The organism is Acinetobacter sp. Ac_3412, assembly GCF_013072675.1.
In the GTDB taxonomy this organism is placed as follows: Bacteria; Pseudomonadota; Gammaproteobacteria; order Pseudomonadales; family Moraxellaceae; genus Acinetobacter; species Acinetobacter higginsii.
The window spans coordinates 415,064-430,271 of the sequence record NZ_LXUJ01000011.1; the positions used below are offsets into that span (position 1 = coordinate 415,064).

Sequence of the window (15,208 nt, forward strand, 5' to 3'; positions counted from 1 at the left end):
ATCAATACATCATTATCGTGACGGATGAATCATTTTATCCTGACCATTGTCATTTGAATTTGTGGCACAATCAAAATTATCAACCCTGAAAGGATTGGTTGATCTCTCCTCATTGATGTTGGAAGACTATTACATGAATGCGTTAACTCAAGAATTGGTAGAACTGTTGACTCTGGAAAAGCTTGAAGAGCATATTTTTCGAGGCAATAGCCGCAATTTGGTAGGCAAGCGAGTGTTCGGTGGGCAGGTGCTTGGACAGGCATTAAGAGCAGCGTCATATACCACGGATCGTCCAGCGCACTCTTTACATGCCTATTTCCTGTATGGTGGCGATGTCAATGCACCGATTATTTATGAAGTTGATCCCCTCAGAGATGGTAAAAGCTTTGCCAGTCGACAGGTTCGTGCGATCCAACATGGCCGTACTATTTTCTCTGCAATGGTCTCTTTTGCCAATCCAGAAGAAGGCTTGAACTATCAACATAAAGAGCCTGAATACCCTGAACCAGAGACATTAAAGTCTGAGAATGAGCTGAAAGAAAGTCTGATTAACTTTGTCCCTGAAAATGTACGTGCCAGTTTTATGCGGGAGCGTCATGTGGAAATCAGACCGACGCAGTTGATTAACCCATTTCAGCCGCAGCCTGAAGCGCCGTTCTATGCGCATTACATTCGTACCCATGATACGATTCCAGCGGATTTAGATGAAATCTCACTGCATCAGGCGATTGTGGCATTCTATTCAGACTTTACCTTGATGACCACGGCTTTACGTCCACATGGTTTGTCATGGATCTCTCCAAACTTACAATGTGCCAGTATCGACCATACCATTTACTTCCATCGTCCGCTGCGTGCAGATGAATGGATGCTTTATGATATGGAGGCGACCATTAGTGCCAGTTCCCGTGGCTTGAATTTTGGGCGGATGTGGCAAAATGGACAGTTGGTCTGTAGTACCGTTCAAGAAGGTTTGATTCGGCTCAGAGAAATTGAAACCCAGTAAAAAGTAAACCAGTACTAAGGCCATCATTCTGATGGCTTTTTTTATCATAAGGATGTGACAAAAAATTGCTCGATTCTTCAACATGAGCATGCCATAGTACCGATAAGTTAAATGTTTACCCATTAAACAATGAATTTAAATACACAAATTTTAATTGCAGCTGTGCTTGGTGTCGCTTTCGGTTTTCTGTTACTTGCCTATCCACAAACCGCATTTGTTGAATCTAGTCTTTATGGACTGGGCATCTTAAGTAGTGTTTTCATTGGTTTATTGAAAATGCTGCTGATTCCATTGATTTTTAGCTCAATCGTAGTTGGGGTTTCCAATTTACAGGCGGGTGGGCAATTCGGGCGTGTTTGGAAAATTACCGCTTTAAGCTGCTTGACGACGACGACCTTGGCTTTAATTCTGGGGATTAGTTGTGCGCATTTGTTTGATGTGGGTAAAGGCGTCGATATTCAGCTGTTTCAAGAGGCAATGGACAGTCACCAAACACCAGATACCCTAACGCCATCGAGTTTTGTCACCACCTTTATTCAAAACACTTTAATCAATCCATTTAAGGCCTTTAGTGAAGGCAATGTGTTGGCTGTGGTGGTGTTTGCCTTATTCCTAGGTGTGGCATTGGTCAAAGGAGGTGAACGTTTTAGTCTCGTCCGTAACATCAGCCAGCAATTCTTTGACATCATGATGATGTTGGTGGGTTGGGTGATGAAGCTAGCACCGATCGGGATTTTTGCGCTTTTAGCCAAGCTGATTGCGACTGAAGATTTGTCTGTATTAAGTCGGTTGGTTGAATTCGCGGCAGTAGTGACGGGGACGACTATATTCCATGGTGTGGTGGTGTTACCTGCTTTGCTGTGGATTTTTGGTCGTATGAATCCGATTACCTTTTTTAGAGGGGCGAGAACGGCTTTAGTCACCGCTTTTGCGACCAGTTCAAGTTCAGCAACTATGCCGCTGAGTATGAAGTGTGCGCAGGAAAACTTAGGTGTACGGCCACAAACGGCAGGTTTTGTGATTCCTTTAGGCACACAATTAAATATGGATGGTACGGCGTTGTACGAAGCTGCAGCTGCCTTATTTATTGCCAATCTGATGGGGTTGGATCTGAGTTTAACGCAGCAGATTATCGTGTGTTTAACGGCAATGATTGCATCCTTAGGTGCACCAGGGATTCCGAGTGCGGGGATGGTGACCATGATTATGGTGCTACAGTCAGTCGGTTTACCTGCGGAGGCGATTGCAATTTTACTGCCGATCGACCGTGTGTTGGATACGGTGCGTACTGTGGTCAATGTACAAGGTGATATGATGATTAGTGTGGTAGTTGATCGCTACGCAAAACAGGCAGAAGCTGAATCAAGCTGATCGTATTGGGCGTAAAAAAGCAGGAGATGGCTCCTGCTTTTTTATTCTATAAAAGAATGCTTATGCTGCGGGTTGTAAGGCGCGTTTTGCAGCAGGGGAATTATTTAAATAATTCACAGCATCTTGGGTATTGCCTTCTTTGACTGGGTCATACCAAGGCATGAGGTAATCAATCTGTTGTGCAACCAACCATGCAGGACCTGGCAAGATTTTAGCGTCTTTTAACGCGATCTTCGACCATTCGATCCAGATCCATGGCTTAAATAAGCTTGGCTTCTTGTCAGCAAAACGAGGGTCTTGGCTCATGATATGTGCAGCGCCATCGACCCATAGGCCGAGTACACCGATAATGACGGCAACACTCATGTAGTAACGTGCGATATAACCACCGCCTAAATGACGATAAAGATCAAATGCAACGGTACGGTGTTCAATTTCTTCAGAGCCATGCCATTTAATCAGATCGATCATTTCTGGATCTGCACCGAGTTCTTCCCAGCGCTTGTTGTACAGTGCATATTTGCCCAGTACACAGGTCATGTGTTCAACAGTCGCAATCACACCTAGACGGAATAAATCCCACTGATGTTCGAGTGCTTTTGGAATTTCTTTATCGAAAGGCTTGTCTGCCAAGACCTTGGTGAATAAGAAATCCATGATGTCGAGGTTACGCTGAATATCAATATTGCGTTGCGTCAAATATTCTTTATTGGCAGAGGTATGGGCAACGGCATGCATTGCTTCCTGACGAATAAAGGCTTGGACATCTTGCTTTAATTTTTCATCGGTAATTTGAGGAAGGACTTTGTTATATAAACGGCAAAACCAAAATTCACCAGCAGGTAAAATATTGTTAATTTCATTAATAAAATAGCTGGCAAAAGGCTGGTTTGGAATCCAATCCACTGGCGTATTTTCCCAGTCAAACTTTACTTTGCGTGGGAGGATTTTATAGTCAATCGAAGAACCAAGAACTTTGTTCTTCACAAATGATAGTAATTTCATCGTTTAGTCCTAATCGATAGTGCAATGAACCAACACTAAGCAGTATATGAAAACTACCTAGTGTTTGTGTTTAGCAATTCGGGACAATTAAAAATTATTTTATGCAACTTGATGCATAAAATGCACTTTTTATTCTTGAATGTCGGTTTCTGAGGCTTCTGGGATTTGGCTGAGGTCAAATTCCGTTGGTTGATCAAGCGTGTAATTCAAACGACCTGCCATGACAGTTGCCAGTTCTTCTAAGCCAATGCGATTGAGCGATGAAAACAGTTGAATTGAGAAATCGAGTTTCATTTTCTTCAATTGCTGTTTTACATCAAATAAAACTTCATTGGCAGGGCCGCGGTTCAACTTATCTGCTTTGGTCAGCAGGATATGTACAAATAAATGACGTGAATGTGCCCATTCCAGCATCATCAAGTCAAAGTGCTGTAAAGGATGGCGAATATCCATCAATAGCACCAAGCCTTGTAAGCTTTTACGGTGGATTAGATAATTTTCGAGTTCTTTCTGCCAAACGATTTTCATTGCTTCAGGAACCGCTGCATAACCATAGCCAGGTAAATCGACCAAGCGCTGATCTGGATTACCCAAGCTGAAAAAGTTGATCATTTGGGTGCGGCCCGGTCTTTTTGAAGCACGTGCCAATTGTTTTTGATTAGTCAAAGTGTTGATTGCACTTGATTTACCAGCATTGGAACGGCCAGCAAATGCGATTTCATAACCCGTATCTTCTACGCATAAAGCCAGTTTCGGCGCACTCATCAAAAATTCAGCTTGGCGTAACCAAGTTAAAGACTGTACTGCATATTCAGTTAATGCAGGGTCAGTCTTTTTTTCATAACTGATTTTTTGTTTAGGTGCGAGTCTGGCTTTGGTATCTTTCGATTTTTCACTGCGACGCATAGAAGCTTACTTTTGAATAGAAATAGCAACGACCATTATAAAGGATGTGAGGCGTTCGTGCGAATCCTTCATCTATATGTGATTTTAAGCTTTCTGAATAAGCTCTAAAAAGTCGATATTTGAGCGTGTGGAAGAGGGGATAATGCCCTGTTGGACGACTTCGCCAAGCGTATATTGGTCCAGGCTTTGATAGAAGCATTCTAAGGCTTGATCTAAAATTCCTTTTAGTCCGCAGTTGGCTCGAAGTACACAAGGAGGGGTATTACATTCAACAATTTGATGATTTCCTTGTAAGGTTCGAACAATCGCACCTAATTTCAGATTCTTGGCTTCCGGATTGAGGCGCAGGCCACCGCCTTTGCCGCGAATAGTCACAATCCAGTGTTGCTTACCCATGAAGTGCACGACTTTAACCAAGTGGTTTTGCGACACATGTAAGTCTTCTGCGATATCTGCAATCGTATAAGGTACATCACTCGGACGAGCGACATACATCAAAATTCTGAGTGCATAATCAGTAAACTTATTGAGTTGCATGTGGTTTCACTCAATCTGGTGCAAGAAATAGAAAGGGCTAGTCTAACATAGACTAGCCCTATGCAAAATGTGGTGTGGCTTAGCTGAGTTTGACCCCACCTGTACCAAAGGCTTCACTGTGAATGTTGGCAGCAGGAATACCACGAGCAACCAGCGCCTGATGTTGCGCTGCCATAAATGGCATTGGGCCACATAGGTAATAATCAGCATTGGCTGGTAATAGTGCAGCATCGATGCTGCTTAAATCTAAACGTCCAGCAACATCGTAGTCTTCACCAAGGTTGTCATTTTCGTGTGGAAATTCATATGCCGTAAATGTACTTAAACGTGGATACTTGGTTTTAAGTTGCTGAATATGTTGCTTCATGGCATGCACTTGGCTGCTACGGCAGGCATGAATGAAGTTCACGGGTTGCGGCATATCCAATGTCACTAACTGGTTCAACATCGCAATCATTGGGGTTAATCCTACACCCCCACTGATAAAGACATTGCGCTTGCTGCTATCGATCAGATAGAAATTACCTGTTGGTGCAGACACTTCAATTTCAGAGCCTTCAGCTAAACTATGTAATGTGCTTGATACCCAGCCACCTGCAAGTTCACCTTTTTCATCTTCACGTTTGACCGAGATACGCAAATAATCTGCCTGTGGGCTGGTCGAAAGCGTGTATTGACGCGGTTGTCTTAAATTCAACTCAGGTACAAATACGCGAACTGAGATGTACTGACCTGCTTCATAGTGTGGTAATTCGCCACCGTCTACAGGGGCAAGGTAGAACGAGGTAATCTCATCACTTTCCACCACTTTTTTGGCGATTTTGAAATTACGCCAACCTAACCAGCTGCCTTGGGTTTGTTGGTGTTGATCATAAATGGCTTTTTCAGTACTGATAAATAGATCAGCCAATTGACCATAAGCGGCAGCCCATGCGCCAATCAATGGATCTTCCATTGAAATATTGAGGACTTCACTAATCGAGTGCAAAAGGTTTTCACCGACAATGCCGTAGTCAGGGGATTGAATATTTAAGCTCACGTGTTTATGCGCAATCATTTCAACCACAGGTAAAAGCACAGAAGGGTCTTCAATATTCTCAGCATACGCCAAAACTGCACCCGCAAGTGCCTGTGCTTGAGCCTCACTGCGTTGGTGTCCCATATTAAAGGTTTCTTTTAATTCGGGATGATTACCTAACATGCGGTTATAGAAGTATCCAGTCAGTGCAACACCATTTTCGCGTAGGACAGGAACAGTGGCTTTTACTAGGTCAATTTGCTGCGGAGTCATGCTTGATCTCTCTTGGCTATCATTTATAAGATGTATTTAAAATACATCTTATAAGGTGTATTTGCAATGCATATTTAAATGAAAGCCATAAAAAAATTAAGGGATAATAAATTATCCCTTAATTTACAATTAGCTATGGTTTTATTATTTACCAAATAAAGAACCGAGTAAGCCACGAACAATTTTTTGTCCAGTCGTCCCGCCCAAACTACGGGCTGCACTCTTGGCAAAAGTACCGACGATATCTTGAGTGAGTTTCTCACGATCACGCTGTGACTTTTCTGCGGCTTTTTGCTGCTCACGAGCAAAACGTTCTTGTTCTTTGGCTTGTTGCTTAGCCAAAGCATCTTGCTCTTTGCTTTGCTGTTTGGCTAACTCGTCTGCCTCTTTTTGCTGGGATTGTTGCAATACTTTCTTTTGCAGCATTTCATAGGCACTGTCGCGATCCACGGCTTGGTCGTAGACACCCGCCACAATACTTTGCCCAATAATCACTTGGCGTTCTTCAGGCGTGATCGGGGTAAAGGAGGAGTAAGGAGGCATCACCCAACCGCGCTCCACAATTTGTGGCGTTCCTTGTTCATCTAGGCAACTAATCAATGCTTCACCGACTGCAAGTTCAGTAATGGCTTGGTCGACTTTAAACTCTGGATTGGCACGGAAAGTATCCGCTGCAGTTTTGACAGCCTTTTGGTCTTTGGGGGTAAATGCACGTAAGGCATGTTGTACACGGTTACCCAATTGCCCTAATACGCTTTCAGGCAGATCAAGTGGATTTTGGGTAATGAAATAAATCCCCACACCTTTAGAACGGATCAAACGTACCACTTGTTCAATCTTTTGTTGCAAAGCAGGACTGGCATTATCAAATAGTAAATGCGCTTCATCGAAGAAGAATACCAACTTTGGCTTGTCCATATCGCCGACTTCAGGCAACTGCTCAAACAATTCAGACATCATCCAGAGCAGGAAGGTCGCGTAAAGCTTTGGCGTGTTCATCAATTTATCAGCAGCTAGGATATTGATATAGCCATGGCCATTGGTGTCAGTTTGAATGAAATCGAGAATATTCAGGCTTGGCTCACCAAAGAACTGTTCACCGCCTTGATCACCTAAAGCCAGTAGATTGCGTTGAATTGCACCCAGACTGGCAGGGGAAAGGTTGCCATATTCGGCTTTGAGGCTGGCTGCATTTTCACTGACGTAAGTCAGCATGGCTTTAAGATCTTTAAAATCAATCAGCAGTAAACCTTGATCATCTGCCACACGGAACACAGCTGAAAGTACACCTTCTTGGGTGTCATTCAGATTCAGCATTTGTGCCAGTAATAAGGGGCCAATCTCTGAAATGGTGGTACGAATCGGATGGCCTTGCTGACCGAATAAATCCCAAAAAATAACGGGAGATGCTGCAAAAGGAATTGCATCTAGTTGCAGGCTTTTCAGACGGTCCTCAAATTTAGGATTGCTGCTGCCCGCTTTGGCAAGACTAGAGACATCACCTTTGGCATCGGCAAGGAATACGGGTACACCAATACGAGAAAAGCTTTCCGCCATCACCTTAAGAGTTACAGTTTTACCAGTTCCTGTCGCACCTGCAATCAAACCATGTCGGTTTGCAAATTTAGAATGTAAAACAATATCTTGTGTTGTATCAGTGGTTTTTTTTGCAATAACGATTGGTGTACTCATTCTTCACCTGTTTTTAATCTCAATCGAGCTGTTTTAATGCGTTTTGAATATCTTGAATTAAATCTTCTGGATGTTCTAGTCCAATACAGAAGCGAACCAATAAACCTTGTTGTAAATGTGTATTTTCCAAAGTACGCATTTGTTTTAAGTCATACAGCATTGCCAGACTAACAGGACCGCCCCAACTAAATCCGAGTTTAAACAGCGTTAGGCTGTCGCAGAACCTTCGGATCATGACTAGATCATATTCTGGTTTGAAAATAACACTGACCAAGCCTGCACTTTTGCCAGTGCTGCAAATTTCTGTCCAGAATTGATGGCCTGCTGCATCAGGATCACTTGGATGCAGGACTTGGCTAAACTGTGGTTGTTGTTTTAACCAATTCAACAGGGTGAGTGCACTTTGCGCTTGCTGTTCATAGCGTAAAGACATATGCGCCAAGCTGCGTTGGATCTGTGCCGTATCATCACCTGAAACGGAAATTCCTTGGATAGCATGCATACGATAGAGTTTGTGATGGAGTGCTTGGTCATTCGTGACCACAGAACCCATTAAGATATCGCCACCACCGCTTGGGTATTTGGTTAGTGCATGAACTGTAATATCGACAGTGAGGTGCTCATCTGAGAAATCAAAAGCATTAAAAGCTAGCCCTGCGCCCCACGTATTATCCAGTGCAGTGAGTACATTGGCTTGTCGTGCTTTTTTAACCAGATTTTTTAAATCAGGAAATTCTAGCGTGACTGACCCTGCCGCTTCTAGCCAGATGAGCTTGGCTTTTTCAGTCGGCTGGAAGCTGTTGGCATCAATCGGATTATAAATTCTAACTGTGATGCCATAACGATCTTGCAGATGATTTAAGTGCTCAAGATTGGGCCCGTATATATTATCGGCGACCCAGACCTCATCCCCTGAACTTAAAATGGCACTATTCACGAGATTAATCGCAGATAAACCGCTTGGTGCAAGCAAGCAATAACGTCCGCCTTCAATTTGCGCAATATTGTCCCCTAATGTAAACGTCGTCGGGGTGCCGTGTGTGCCATAACTATAGTCATAAGCATCGGTCCAATGGCGGTCAAAAAGGTGCGCCGTGCTTTTAAAAATAATGGTGGATGCACGAAATAAGGGAGGCTGAACGGTTTCAATGTATTGAGGGGCTTGGCGTGGTGCATGAATCAGATTGGTTTGTGCTTTATTGTGTGTTGTCATGGGGCATGGGCTAAATAAATATAATGACTTAGGTTAAGAGAAAATCAACCAAGCCGCTAGTGTTGCGCTGCTTTTGTACAGAATCGGTACGGATTAATACGATTGCTCAAAACTGGCTTTATTTTTGCTAAGACTAATTATCATTCTAACGATAAATAGGTTCTAGCGCATGAAGTCGCATTTAAGAGTGCATTATTTTCAGCACATTGCTGGTGAAGGTTTTGGCAGTTGCTATGACTTTTTAAAAGCACATAAAGCAAAAATTACCGCAACTGAGTTTTTTGCATTACCCGTCGATTTACCCTTGGAGTTGGAAGCCTTACCGCGAGTAGATGAAGTTGATCTGCTGATTATTATGGGGGGAACCATGAGTGTGAATGATGAAGCAAATTATCCGTGGTTGAAGCTCGAAAAAAGATGGTTACGACGTTATTTGGCTGCGGGTAAACCTGCGATTGGGTTGTGCTTGGGTGGTCAGTTAATTGCCAATGCCTTGGGGGCAGCCGTGAGTCGTAATCCGTACCAAGAATTAGGCTGGATGGATGTGGGGCGTGCCTCGCATATACCTGAGGATTATTTTCAGATTCCAGAGCAATTGAATATATTGCAATGGCATAGCGAAACTTTTGAAATTCCAAAGGGTGGGGTGCGTTTAGCCGAGAATAAAGTCTGCCGGAATCAAATGTATCAGATCGGACGTAATGTTCTTGGGTTTCAGTTTCATCCAGAAATGACACCACAGACCTTGGCGCTGTTGATTGAGAATGAAGAGGATATGGCAGTTTTTAATGGTGAATATGTACAACCGATATCTGAATTAAAAAGAACCATCAAAAGTAAATTTGAACAGGGAAATCGTTTGTTGAATCAGGCAATCGATTATGTTGTGAGTGCATAGCTGGATTGATTGCTTAAAAAATGAAAAGAAGAATTGCATAAGACTTAAACAATCGTTATAATGAGCGACCCTCAAATGGAGGGCGTTTGCTACGAAGAAAGTAGTTAACGCATTACAGTCGTGGCATCGATCATGACCTTAGTGATTTTCACTGCCCTTGACACTTACCAGAATGGTGAGGTGCGTCATGGGTGATTCTTTATATATTTGGCTTGGAGTTTACTGGTATGTCTAACCAGAGAATTCGTATCCGTTTGAAGTCTTTTGATCATCGTCTGATTGATCAATCTGCTCAAGAGATCGTAGAAACCGCTAAGCGTACTGGCGCACAAGTGTGTGGTCCAATTCCGATGCCTACTCGCATCGAACGCTTCAACGTTCTTACTTCACCACACGTCAATAAAGACGCTCGTGATCAGTACGAAATCCGCACTTATAAGCGTTTGATCGACATCGTTCAACCAACAGATAAAACTGTTGATGCATTGATGAAGTTAGATCTTGCTGCTGGTGTTGATGTTCAGATCGCTTTGGGTTAAGGCTTTCGGTTGATTAACTTTTTAAGTTAATTAGGCCGCTTTTTTAGAGGTTTATGCACATGGCTATTGGTTTAGTCGGTCGCAAATGTGGTATGACTCGCGTCTTTACAGATGCTGGTGTATCTGTACCTGTTACAGTTATCGAAGTCGATCCAAACCGCATTACGCAAATCAAAACACTTGAAACTGATGGTTATCAAGCAATTCAAGTAACTACTGGTGAACGTCGCGAATCGCGCGTAACTAACGCTCAGAAAGGTCACTTCGCGAAAGCGGGTGTTGCTGCTGGTCGTTTAGTTAAAGAGTTCCGTGTTACTGAAGCTGAGCTTGAAGGCCGTGAAGTGGGTGCTTCTATCGGTGTTGATCTGTTCACAGTTGGTCAAATTGTTGACGTAACTGGTCAGTCAAAAGGTAAAGGTTTCCAAGGTGGTGTTAAGCGTTGGAATTTCCGTACGCAAGATGCTACTCATGGTAACTCTGTATCTCACCGTGTATTAGGTTCTACAGGTCAAAACCAGACACCTGGTCGCGTGTTCAAAGGCAAGAAAATGGCTGGTCACTTAGGTGACGAACGCGTAACAGTTCAAGGTCTTGAAATCGTATCTATTGACGCTGAACGTTCTGTTTTAGTTGTTAAGGGTGCTATTCCTGGTTCAACTGGCGGTGACGTTGTTGTACGTCCTACCATCAAGGCCTGAGGGGAAATACTGTGAATTTAAAAACTGTTTCCGGCTCTGCTGTTGAATTGTCTGAAGTTGCTTTCGGACGTGAATTTAACGAAGCTCTTGTACACCAAGTTGTTACAGCTTACTTAGCTGGTGGTCGTCAAGGTACTCGTGCTCACAAATCACGTGCAGATGTTTCTGGCGGTGGTAAAAAGCCATTCCGTCAAAAAGGTACTGGTCGCGCTCGTGCGGGTTCTATTCGTAGCCCTATCTGGGTTGGTGGTGGTAAAACTTTTGCTGCTCGCCCACAAGATTGGTCTCAAAAAGTAAACCGTAAGATGTACCGCGGTGCAATGCAATGTATCTTAGCTGAACTTGTTCGCCAAGATCGTCTTGTATTAGTTGAAGAGTTTGCTGTTGCAGCTCCAAAAACTAAAGACTTGCTTGCAAAACTTACAGACTTGAATGCAACTCGCGCATTGATCATTACAGATGCTGTAGATGAGAACTTGTATCTCGCAGCTCGCAACCTTCCACACGTTGATGTGGTTGATGCTACTGCTATTGATCCTGTTAGCTTGATCGCATTTGATAAAGTTGTAATGTCTGTAGCTGCTGCTAAGAAAATTGAGGTAGAACTCGGATGAACAACGAACGTATCTATCAAGTCCTATTAGGACCAGTATTCTCAGAAAAAGCACAAGTTTTAGGTGATACTGCTGGTGTTCAAGTGTTCAAAGTTGCATTAAATGCAAACAAACTTGAAATCAAGAAAGCAGTTGAGCAGCTCTTTGGTGTTGAAGTTGTAAAAATTAATACAACGATCACTAAAGGTAAAACAAAACGCTTTGGTAAAACATTAGGACGTCGTTCTGATGTGAAAAAAGCATACGTCACCCTGAAAGCTGGCCAAGATGTAGAAATGGCTGACTTGGGCGATACCGCTGAAAACGCAGCGGAATAAGGACGAGAATTATGCCAATTCAAAAATGTAAGCCAACGTCTCCAGGACGTCGCTTTGTAGAGAAAGTGGTTCATGACCATCTTCACAAAGGCGCGCCTTATGCACCGTTGGTAGAAGCTAAAAAACGTACTGGTGGTCGTAATAACAATGGTCACATCACTACACGTCACGTGGGTGGTGGTCATAAACAAAACTACCGTATTGTTGACTTTAAACGTAACAAAGATGGTATTCCAGCGACTGTAGAGCGCATCGAATACGATCCTAACCGTACAGCTCATATTGCTTTATTGAAATATGCTGATGGTGAACGTCGTTACATCATTGCACCTAAAGGCCTACGTGCTGGTGATAAAGTACAATCTGGTAACGATGCTCCAATTCGTCCAGGTAACTGCTTGCCACTTCGCAACATGCCAATCGGTTCTACACTTCACAACCTTGAACTTAAAATCGGTAAAGGTGCTCAATTAGCACGTTCTGCTGGTACTTCAGTTCAGTTGTTGGGTCGTGATGGTTCTTACGCTATCGTTCGTTTACGTTCTGGTGAAATGCGTAAAGTCCACGTTGAATGTCGTGCTGTAATTGGTGAAGTTTCTAACCAAGAAAGCAACCTTCGTTCATTGGGTAAAGCTGGTGCTGCGCGCTGGCGTGGTATTCGTCCTACCGTTCGTGGTATGGCGATGAACCCAGTAGACCATCCACACGGTGGTGGTGAAGGACGTAGTAAAGGTATTCAACCTGTAAGTCCATGGGGTCAAAAAGCTAAAGGGTACAAGACACGTACCAATAAGCGTACGACTAAGATGATTATTCGCGACCGTCGCGTCAAGTAAGGGAATCTGAATAATGCCTCGTTCATTAAAAAAAGGTCCATTCGTCGACGCGCATTTGTTCGCTAAGGTTGAAGCTGCGATTGCTGCTAACAACCGTAAGCCGATCAAAACATGGTCACGTCGTTCAATGATCCTTCCAGACTTTGTTGGTTTAACAATTTCTGTTCACAATGGCCGTAACCACGTTCCAGTAATTGTTACTGAACACATGGTTGGTCATAAATTGGGTGAATTCGCGCCAACTCGTACCTATCGTGGTCACGGTGTTGATAAGAAGTCTAAACGTTAATAGGTGCTATGATGGAAGTAACTGCTAAATTACGCGGTGCCGCTATCTCGGCACAAAAAGCACGTTTAGTTGCTGATTTGATCCGTGGTAAGTCGGTTGCACGTGCGATAGACATTTTGAACTTCAGCAACAAGAAAGCAGCTGTGCTTGTTAAAAAAGCACTTGAATCTGCAATCGCGAATGCTGAACACAACAACAGCTTAGATGTTGATGACCTTAAAGTAACTACGATTTACGTTGATGAGGGCATGAGCCTTAAACGTATCATGCCACGTGCTAAAGGCCGTGCAGATCGTATTACTAAGCGTACTTGTCACATCACCGTTAAGGTAGGGGTTTGATATGGGTCAGAAGGTTCATCCAATCGGTATCCGCCTAGGTGTTGTGAAACGTCATAACGCTAACTGGTATGCGAGTCCGAAACAATACGCTGAATACTTGCTTAAAGATCTTCAAGTTCGTGAGTTTTTAACTAAAAAACTTAAAAACGCGATGATCAGCAATATTCTTATCGAACGTCCTACAGGCGCTGCTAAAGTAACAATTAGCACTGCTCGTCCTGGTATCGTTATCGGTAAAAAAGGCGAAGATATTGAGAAATTACAGCGCGAACTCACCAACATTATGGGTGTTCCAGCTCAAGTTAGCATCAATGAAATTGATCGCCCTGACTTGGACGCACGTTTAGTTGCTGAAGCGATTGCTTCTCAATTAGAAAAGCGTGTTATGTTCCGTCGTGCTATGAAGCGTGCGGTTCAAAACACAATGCGTGCTGGCGCTAAAGGTATCAAAGTTGAAGTTTCTGGCCGTTTAGGTGGTGCAGAGATTGCTCGTACTGAGTGGTATCGTGAAGGTCGTGTACCTTTGCATACGCTTCGTGCTGACATCGACTATGCAACTATGCGCGCAGAAACAACATACGGTACGATCGGTGTTAAAGTTTGGATTTTCCGTGGCGAGATCTTAGGTGGCATGAAACAAGTCATGAACCCTGCTCCTGCTGAAGAGCGTCCAGCTAAACGTGGTCGTGGTCGTGGTGAAGGTCAAGAGCGTCGTGGTCGTCGCGGTGACCGTGCTGCTGACAAGGGAGAATAATCCATGTTGCAACCTAAACGTACCAAATTCCGTAAAGTGCACAAAGGCCGTAACACTGGTCTAGCGCATCGTGGTAGTACAGTATCATTTGGTTCGATTGCAATTAAAGCAACTGAACGTGGTCGTATGACTGCGCGTCAGATTGAAGCTGCACGTCGTACCATTAGCCGTCGTATCAAACGTGGTGGTAAAATCTTCATCCGCGTATTCCCAGACAAACCAATTACCGAAAAACCATTAGAAGTACGTATGGGTAAAGGTAAGGGTAGCGTGGAATACTGGGTTTGTCAGATCCAGCCAGGTAAGATCCTGTACGAAATTGAAGGTGTTAGCGATGAGTTAGCGCGTGAAGCTTTTGCTTTAGCTGCTGCTAAACTCCCGTTTAAAACCACTATCGTGACTCGGACGGTGATGTAATGAAAACTAAAGATCTACGTGAAAAGTCGGTAGAAGAGTTGAAAGCTTTGCTTGATGAGCAACAGCTTAACCAATTCCGTCTTCGTATGGCGAAAGCAACTGGTCAACTAGGCAAATCGCATGAAGTGCAAATTGCTCGTAAGACAATTGCTCGTATTAAGACACTCCTTACCGAAAAACAGGGGAACGGACAATGAGTGAAAAAACAGTCCGCACGTTAACCGGCAAAGTCGTAAGCGACAAAATGGACAAGTCTATTGTTGTGCTTATTGAACGCCGCGTTCAACACCCGTTGTATGGCAAATCAATCCGCCGTTCAACTAAATTACACGCTCATGATGAGAACAATGTTGCTAAATTAGGCGACTTGGTAACCATCAAAGAAAGCCGCCCAATTTCTAAAACTAAAGCTTGGACTTTAGTGGAAGTAGTTGAAGCTGCTGCTGAGTAATTAGACGTTCTTGTTGCATCATCGGACAATTTC

Annotated in this window: 19 protein-coding genes and 1 pseudogene; 14 read left to right on the plus strand and 6 right to left on the minus strand. The window is 43.5% G+C overall.

The features are described from left to right. The first annotated feature begins 133 nt into the window (after positions 1 to 133). The gene (locus A7P54_RS14710) at positions 134 to 1,006 is read left to right on the plus strand and encodes an acyl-CoA thioesterase II (RefSeq protein WP_004804100.1); all 873 of its coding nucleotides are present in this window, start codon (positions 134 to 136) and stop codon (positions 1,004 to 1,006) included. 129 nt (positions 1,007 to 1,135) lie between these two features. Continuing rightward, positions 1,136 to 2,377 carry a dicarboxylate/amino acid:cation symporter gene (locus A7P54_RS14715; RefSeq protein ID WP_171550026.1) on the plus strand — a complete coding sequence of 414 codons (1,242 nt, stop codon included), beginning with the start codon at positions 1,136 to 1,138 and terminating at the stop codon, positions 2,375 to 2,377. A 60-nt stretch (positions 2,378 to 2,437) separates the two neighbouring features. Here the strand turns inward: A7P54_RS14715 and A7P54_RS14720 are convergent, their stop codons facing one another. From A7P54_RS14720 to A7P54_RS14745, 6 genes are all read right to left on the minus strand, one after another. Further along, entirely contained in the window at positions 2,438 to 3,382 is a 945-nt protein-coding gene (locus A7P54_RS14720) for a metal-dependent hydrolase (RefSeq protein ID WP_016162204.1), read from the minus strand. A gap of 129 nt (positions 3,383 to 3,511) precedes the next feature. Then, positions 3,512 to 4,288: a ribosome biogenesis GTP-binding protein YihA/YsxC gene (gene yihA, locus A7P54_RS14725; protein WP_004804107.1), complete on the minus strand. Its 777-nt coding sequence runs from the start codon at positions 4,286 to 4,288 to the stop codon at positions 3,512 to 3,514. A gap of 84 nt (positions 4,289 to 4,372) precedes the next feature. Beyond that, entirely contained in the window at positions 4,373 to 4,825 is a 453-nt protein-coding gene (locus tag A7P54_RS14730) for an Rrf2 family transcriptional regulator (protein WP_005147145.1), read from the minus strand. A gap of 79 nt (positions 4,826 to 4,904) precedes the next feature. Beyond that, positions 4,905 to 6,116, minus strand: a complete 1,212-nt coding sequence (hmpA, locus tag A7P54_RS14735; RefSeq protein ID WP_171550027.1) for an NO-inducible flavohemoprotein — start codon at positions 6,114 to 6,116, stop codon at positions 4,905 to 4,907. Positions 6,117 to 6,260: 144 nt separating this feature from the next. Beyond that, positions 6,261 to 7,808 (minus strand): helicase HerA-like domain-containing protein, encoded by a 1,548-nt coding sequence (locus A7P54_RS14740; protein WP_171550028.1) that lies wholly within the window; start codon positions 7,806 to 7,808, stop codon positions 6,261 to 6,263. 19 nt (positions 7,809 to 7,827) lie between these two features. After that, positions 7,828 to 9,021, minus strand: coding sequence for a PLP-dependent transferase (locus A7P54_RS14745; protein WP_171550029.1), 1,194 nt, complete (start codon positions 9,019 to 9,021; stop codon positions 7,828 to 7,830). A 169-nt stretch (positions 9,022 to 9,190) separates the two neighbouring features. Between A7P54_RS14745 and A7P54_RS14750 the strand changes: the two genes are divergently transcribed. The 12 genes and pseudogenes from A7P54_RS14750 to rpsQ all read left to right on the plus strand — a co-directional run bounded on the left by A7P54_RS14750 (position 9,191) and on the right by rpsQ (position 15,175). Then, positions 9,191 to 9,919 (plus strand): type 1 glutamine amidotransferase, encoded by a 729-nt coding sequence (locus tag A7P54_RS14750; RefSeq protein ID WP_005201207.1) that lies wholly within the window; start codon positions 9,191 to 9,193, stop codon positions 9,917 to 9,919. A 227-nt stretch (positions 9,920 to 10,146) separates the two neighbouring features. Further along, complete coding sequence (gene rpsJ, locus A7P54_RS14755) at positions 10,147 to 10,458, plus strand: 30S ribosomal protein S10 (protein ID WP_000070912.1); 312 nt, start codon at positions 10,147 to 10,149, stop codon at positions 10,456 to 10,458. A gap of 59 nt (positions 10,459 to 10,517) precedes the next feature. Next, positions 10,518 to 11,156: a 50S ribosomal protein L3 gene (rplC, locus tag A7P54_RS14760; RefSeq protein ID WP_004775888.1), complete on the plus strand. Its 639-nt coding sequence runs from the start codon at positions 10,518 to 10,520 to the stop codon at positions 11,154 to 11,156. 11 nt (positions 11,157 to 11,167) lie between these two features. After that, the gene (rplD, locus tag A7P54_RS14765) at positions 11,168 to 11,770 is read left to right on the plus strand and encodes a 50S ribosomal protein L4 (RefSeq protein WP_004804113.1); all 603 of its coding nucleotides are present in this window, start codon (positions 11,168 to 11,170) and stop codon (positions 11,768 to 11,770) included. After that, positions 11,767 to 12,087, plus strand: coding sequence for a 50S ribosomal protein L23 (gene rplW, locus A7P54_RS14770; protein ID WP_004641070.1), 321 nt, complete (start codon positions 11,767 to 11,769; stop codon positions 12,085 to 12,087). Before rplD ends, rplW begins: the two co-directional genes overlap by 4 nt. Before the next feature lie 11 nt (positions 12,088 to 12,098). Continuing rightward, positions 12,099 to 12,923 carry a 50S ribosomal protein L2 gene (gene rplB / locus A7P54_RS14775; protein WP_004660349.1) on the plus strand — a complete coding sequence of 275 codons (825 nt, stop codon included), beginning with the start codon at positions 12,099 to 12,101 and terminating at the stop codon, positions 12,921 to 12,923. Between the two features lie 13 nt (positions 12,924 to 12,936). Next, the gene (gene rpsS / locus A7P54_RS14780; RefSeq protein WP_004641066.1) at positions 12,937 to 13,212 is read left to right on the plus strand and encodes a 30S ribosomal protein S19; all 276 of its coding nucleotides are present in this window, start codon (positions 12,937 to 12,939) and stop codon (positions 13,210 to 13,212) included. Positions 13,213 to 13,223: 11 nt separating this feature from the next. Further along, positions 13,224 to 13,553, plus strand: a complete 330-nt coding sequence (gene rplV, locus A7P54_RS14785) for a 50S ribosomal protein L22 (RefSeq protein WP_004657676.1) — start codon at positions 13,224 to 13,226, stop codon at positions 13,551 to 13,553. A 1-nt stretch (position 13,554) separates the two neighbouring features. Beyond that, positions 13,555 to 14,371, plus strand: a pseudogene (gene rpsC / locus A7P54_RS14790) (30S ribosomal protein S3). After that, positions 14,311 to 14,724, plus strand: coding sequence for a 50S ribosomal protein L16 (gene rplP, locus A7P54_RS14795; RefSeq protein ID WP_004657678.1), 414 nt, complete (start codon positions 14,311 to 14,313; stop codon positions 14,722 to 14,724). The pseudogene rpsC and the gene rplP overlap by 61 nt, the downstream one beginning before the upstream one ends. Then, the gene (gene rpmC, locus A7P54_RS14800) at positions 14,724 to 14,921 is read left to right on the plus strand and encodes a 50S ribosomal protein L29 (protein WP_000849927.1); all 198 of its coding nucleotides are present in this window, start codon (positions 14,724 to 14,726) and stop codon (positions 14,919 to 14,921) included. Before rplP ends, rpmC begins: the two co-directional genes overlap by 1 nt. Further along, on the plus strand, positions 14,918 to 15,175 hold the full coding sequence (rpsQ, locus tag A7P54_RS14805) for a 30S ribosomal protein S17 (protein ID WP_004657679.1): 258 nt from the start codon (positions 14,918 to 14,920) through the stop codon (positions 15,173 to 15,175). The genes rpmC and rpsQ overlap by 4 nt, the downstream gene beginning before the upstream one ends. The last annotated feature ends 33 nt before the right edge of the window (positions 15,176 to 15,208 follow it).

Excerpts from the sequence above, each read along its gene's own strand:
- A7P54_RS14710 (WP_004804100.1), top strand. The coding sequence starts at position 134 with ATGAATGCGTTAACTCAAGAATTGGTAGAACTGTTGACTCTGGAAAAG.
- A7P54_RS14715 (WP_171550026.1), top strand. The coding sequence starts at position 1,136 with ATGAATTTAAATACACAAATTTTAATTGCAGCTGTGCTTGGTGTCGCT.
- A7P54_RS14720 (WP_016162204.1), bottom strand. The coding sequence starts at position 3,382 with ATGAAATTACTATCATTTGTGAAGAACAAAGTTCTTGGTTCTTCGATT.
- yihA (WP_004804107.1), bottom strand. The coding sequence starts at position 4,288 with ATGCGTCGCAGTGAAAAATCGAAAGATACCAAAGCCAGACTCGCACCT.
- A7P54_RS14730 (WP_005147145.1), bottom strand. The coding sequence starts at position 4,825 with ATGCAACTCAATAAGTTTACTGATTATGCACTCAGAATTTTGATGTAT.
- hmpA (WP_171550027.1), bottom strand. The coding sequence starts at position 6,116 with ATGACTCCGCAGCAAATTGACCTAGTAAAAGCCACTGTTCCTGTCCTA.
- A7P54_RS14740 (WP_171550028.1), bottom strand. The coding sequence starts at position 7,808 with ATGAGTACACCAATCGTTATTGCAAAAAAAACCACTGATACAACACAA.
- A7P54_RS14745 (WP_171550029.1), bottom strand. The coding sequence starts at position 9,021 with ATGACAACACACAATAAAGCACAAACCAATCTGATTCATGCACCACGC.
- A7P54_RS14750 (WP_005201207.1), top strand. The coding sequence starts at position 9,191 with ATGAAGTCGCATTTAAGAGTGCATTATTTTCAGCACATTGCTGGTGAA.
- rpsJ (WP_000070912.1), top strand. The coding sequence starts at position 10,147 with ATGTCTAACCAGAGAATTCGTATCCGTTTGAAGTCTTTTGATCATCGT.
- rplC (WP_004775888.1), top strand. The coding sequence starts at position 10,518 with ATGGCTATTGGTTTAGTCGGTCGCAAATGTGGTATGACTCGCGTCTTT.
- rplW (WP_004641070.1), top strand. The coding sequence starts at position 11,767 with ATGAACAACGAACGTATCTATCAAGTCCTATTAGGACCAGTATTCTCA.
- rplB (WP_004660349.1), top strand. The coding sequence starts at position 12,099 with ATGCCAATTCAAAAATGTAAGCCAACGTCTCCAGGACGTCGCTTTGTA.
- rpsS (WP_004641066.1), top strand. The coding sequence starts at position 12,937 with ATGCCTCGTTCATTAAAAAAAGGTCCATTCGTCGACGCGCATTTGTTC.
- rplV (WP_004657676.1), top strand. The coding sequence starts at position 13,224 with ATGGAAGTAACTGCTAAATTACGCGGTGCCGCTATCTCGGCACAAAAA.
- rplP (WP_004657678.1), top strand. The coding sequence starts at position 14,311 with ATGTTGCAACCTAAACGTACCAAATTCCGTAAAGTGCACAAAGGCCGT.
- rpmC (WP_000849927.1), top strand. The coding sequence starts at position 14,724 with ATGAAAACTAAAGATCTACGTGAAAAGTCGGTAGAAGAGTTGAAAGCT.
- rpsQ (WP_004657679.1), top strand. The coding sequence starts at position 14,918 with ATGAGTGAAAAAACAGTCCGCACGTTAACCGGCAAAGTCGTAAGCGAC.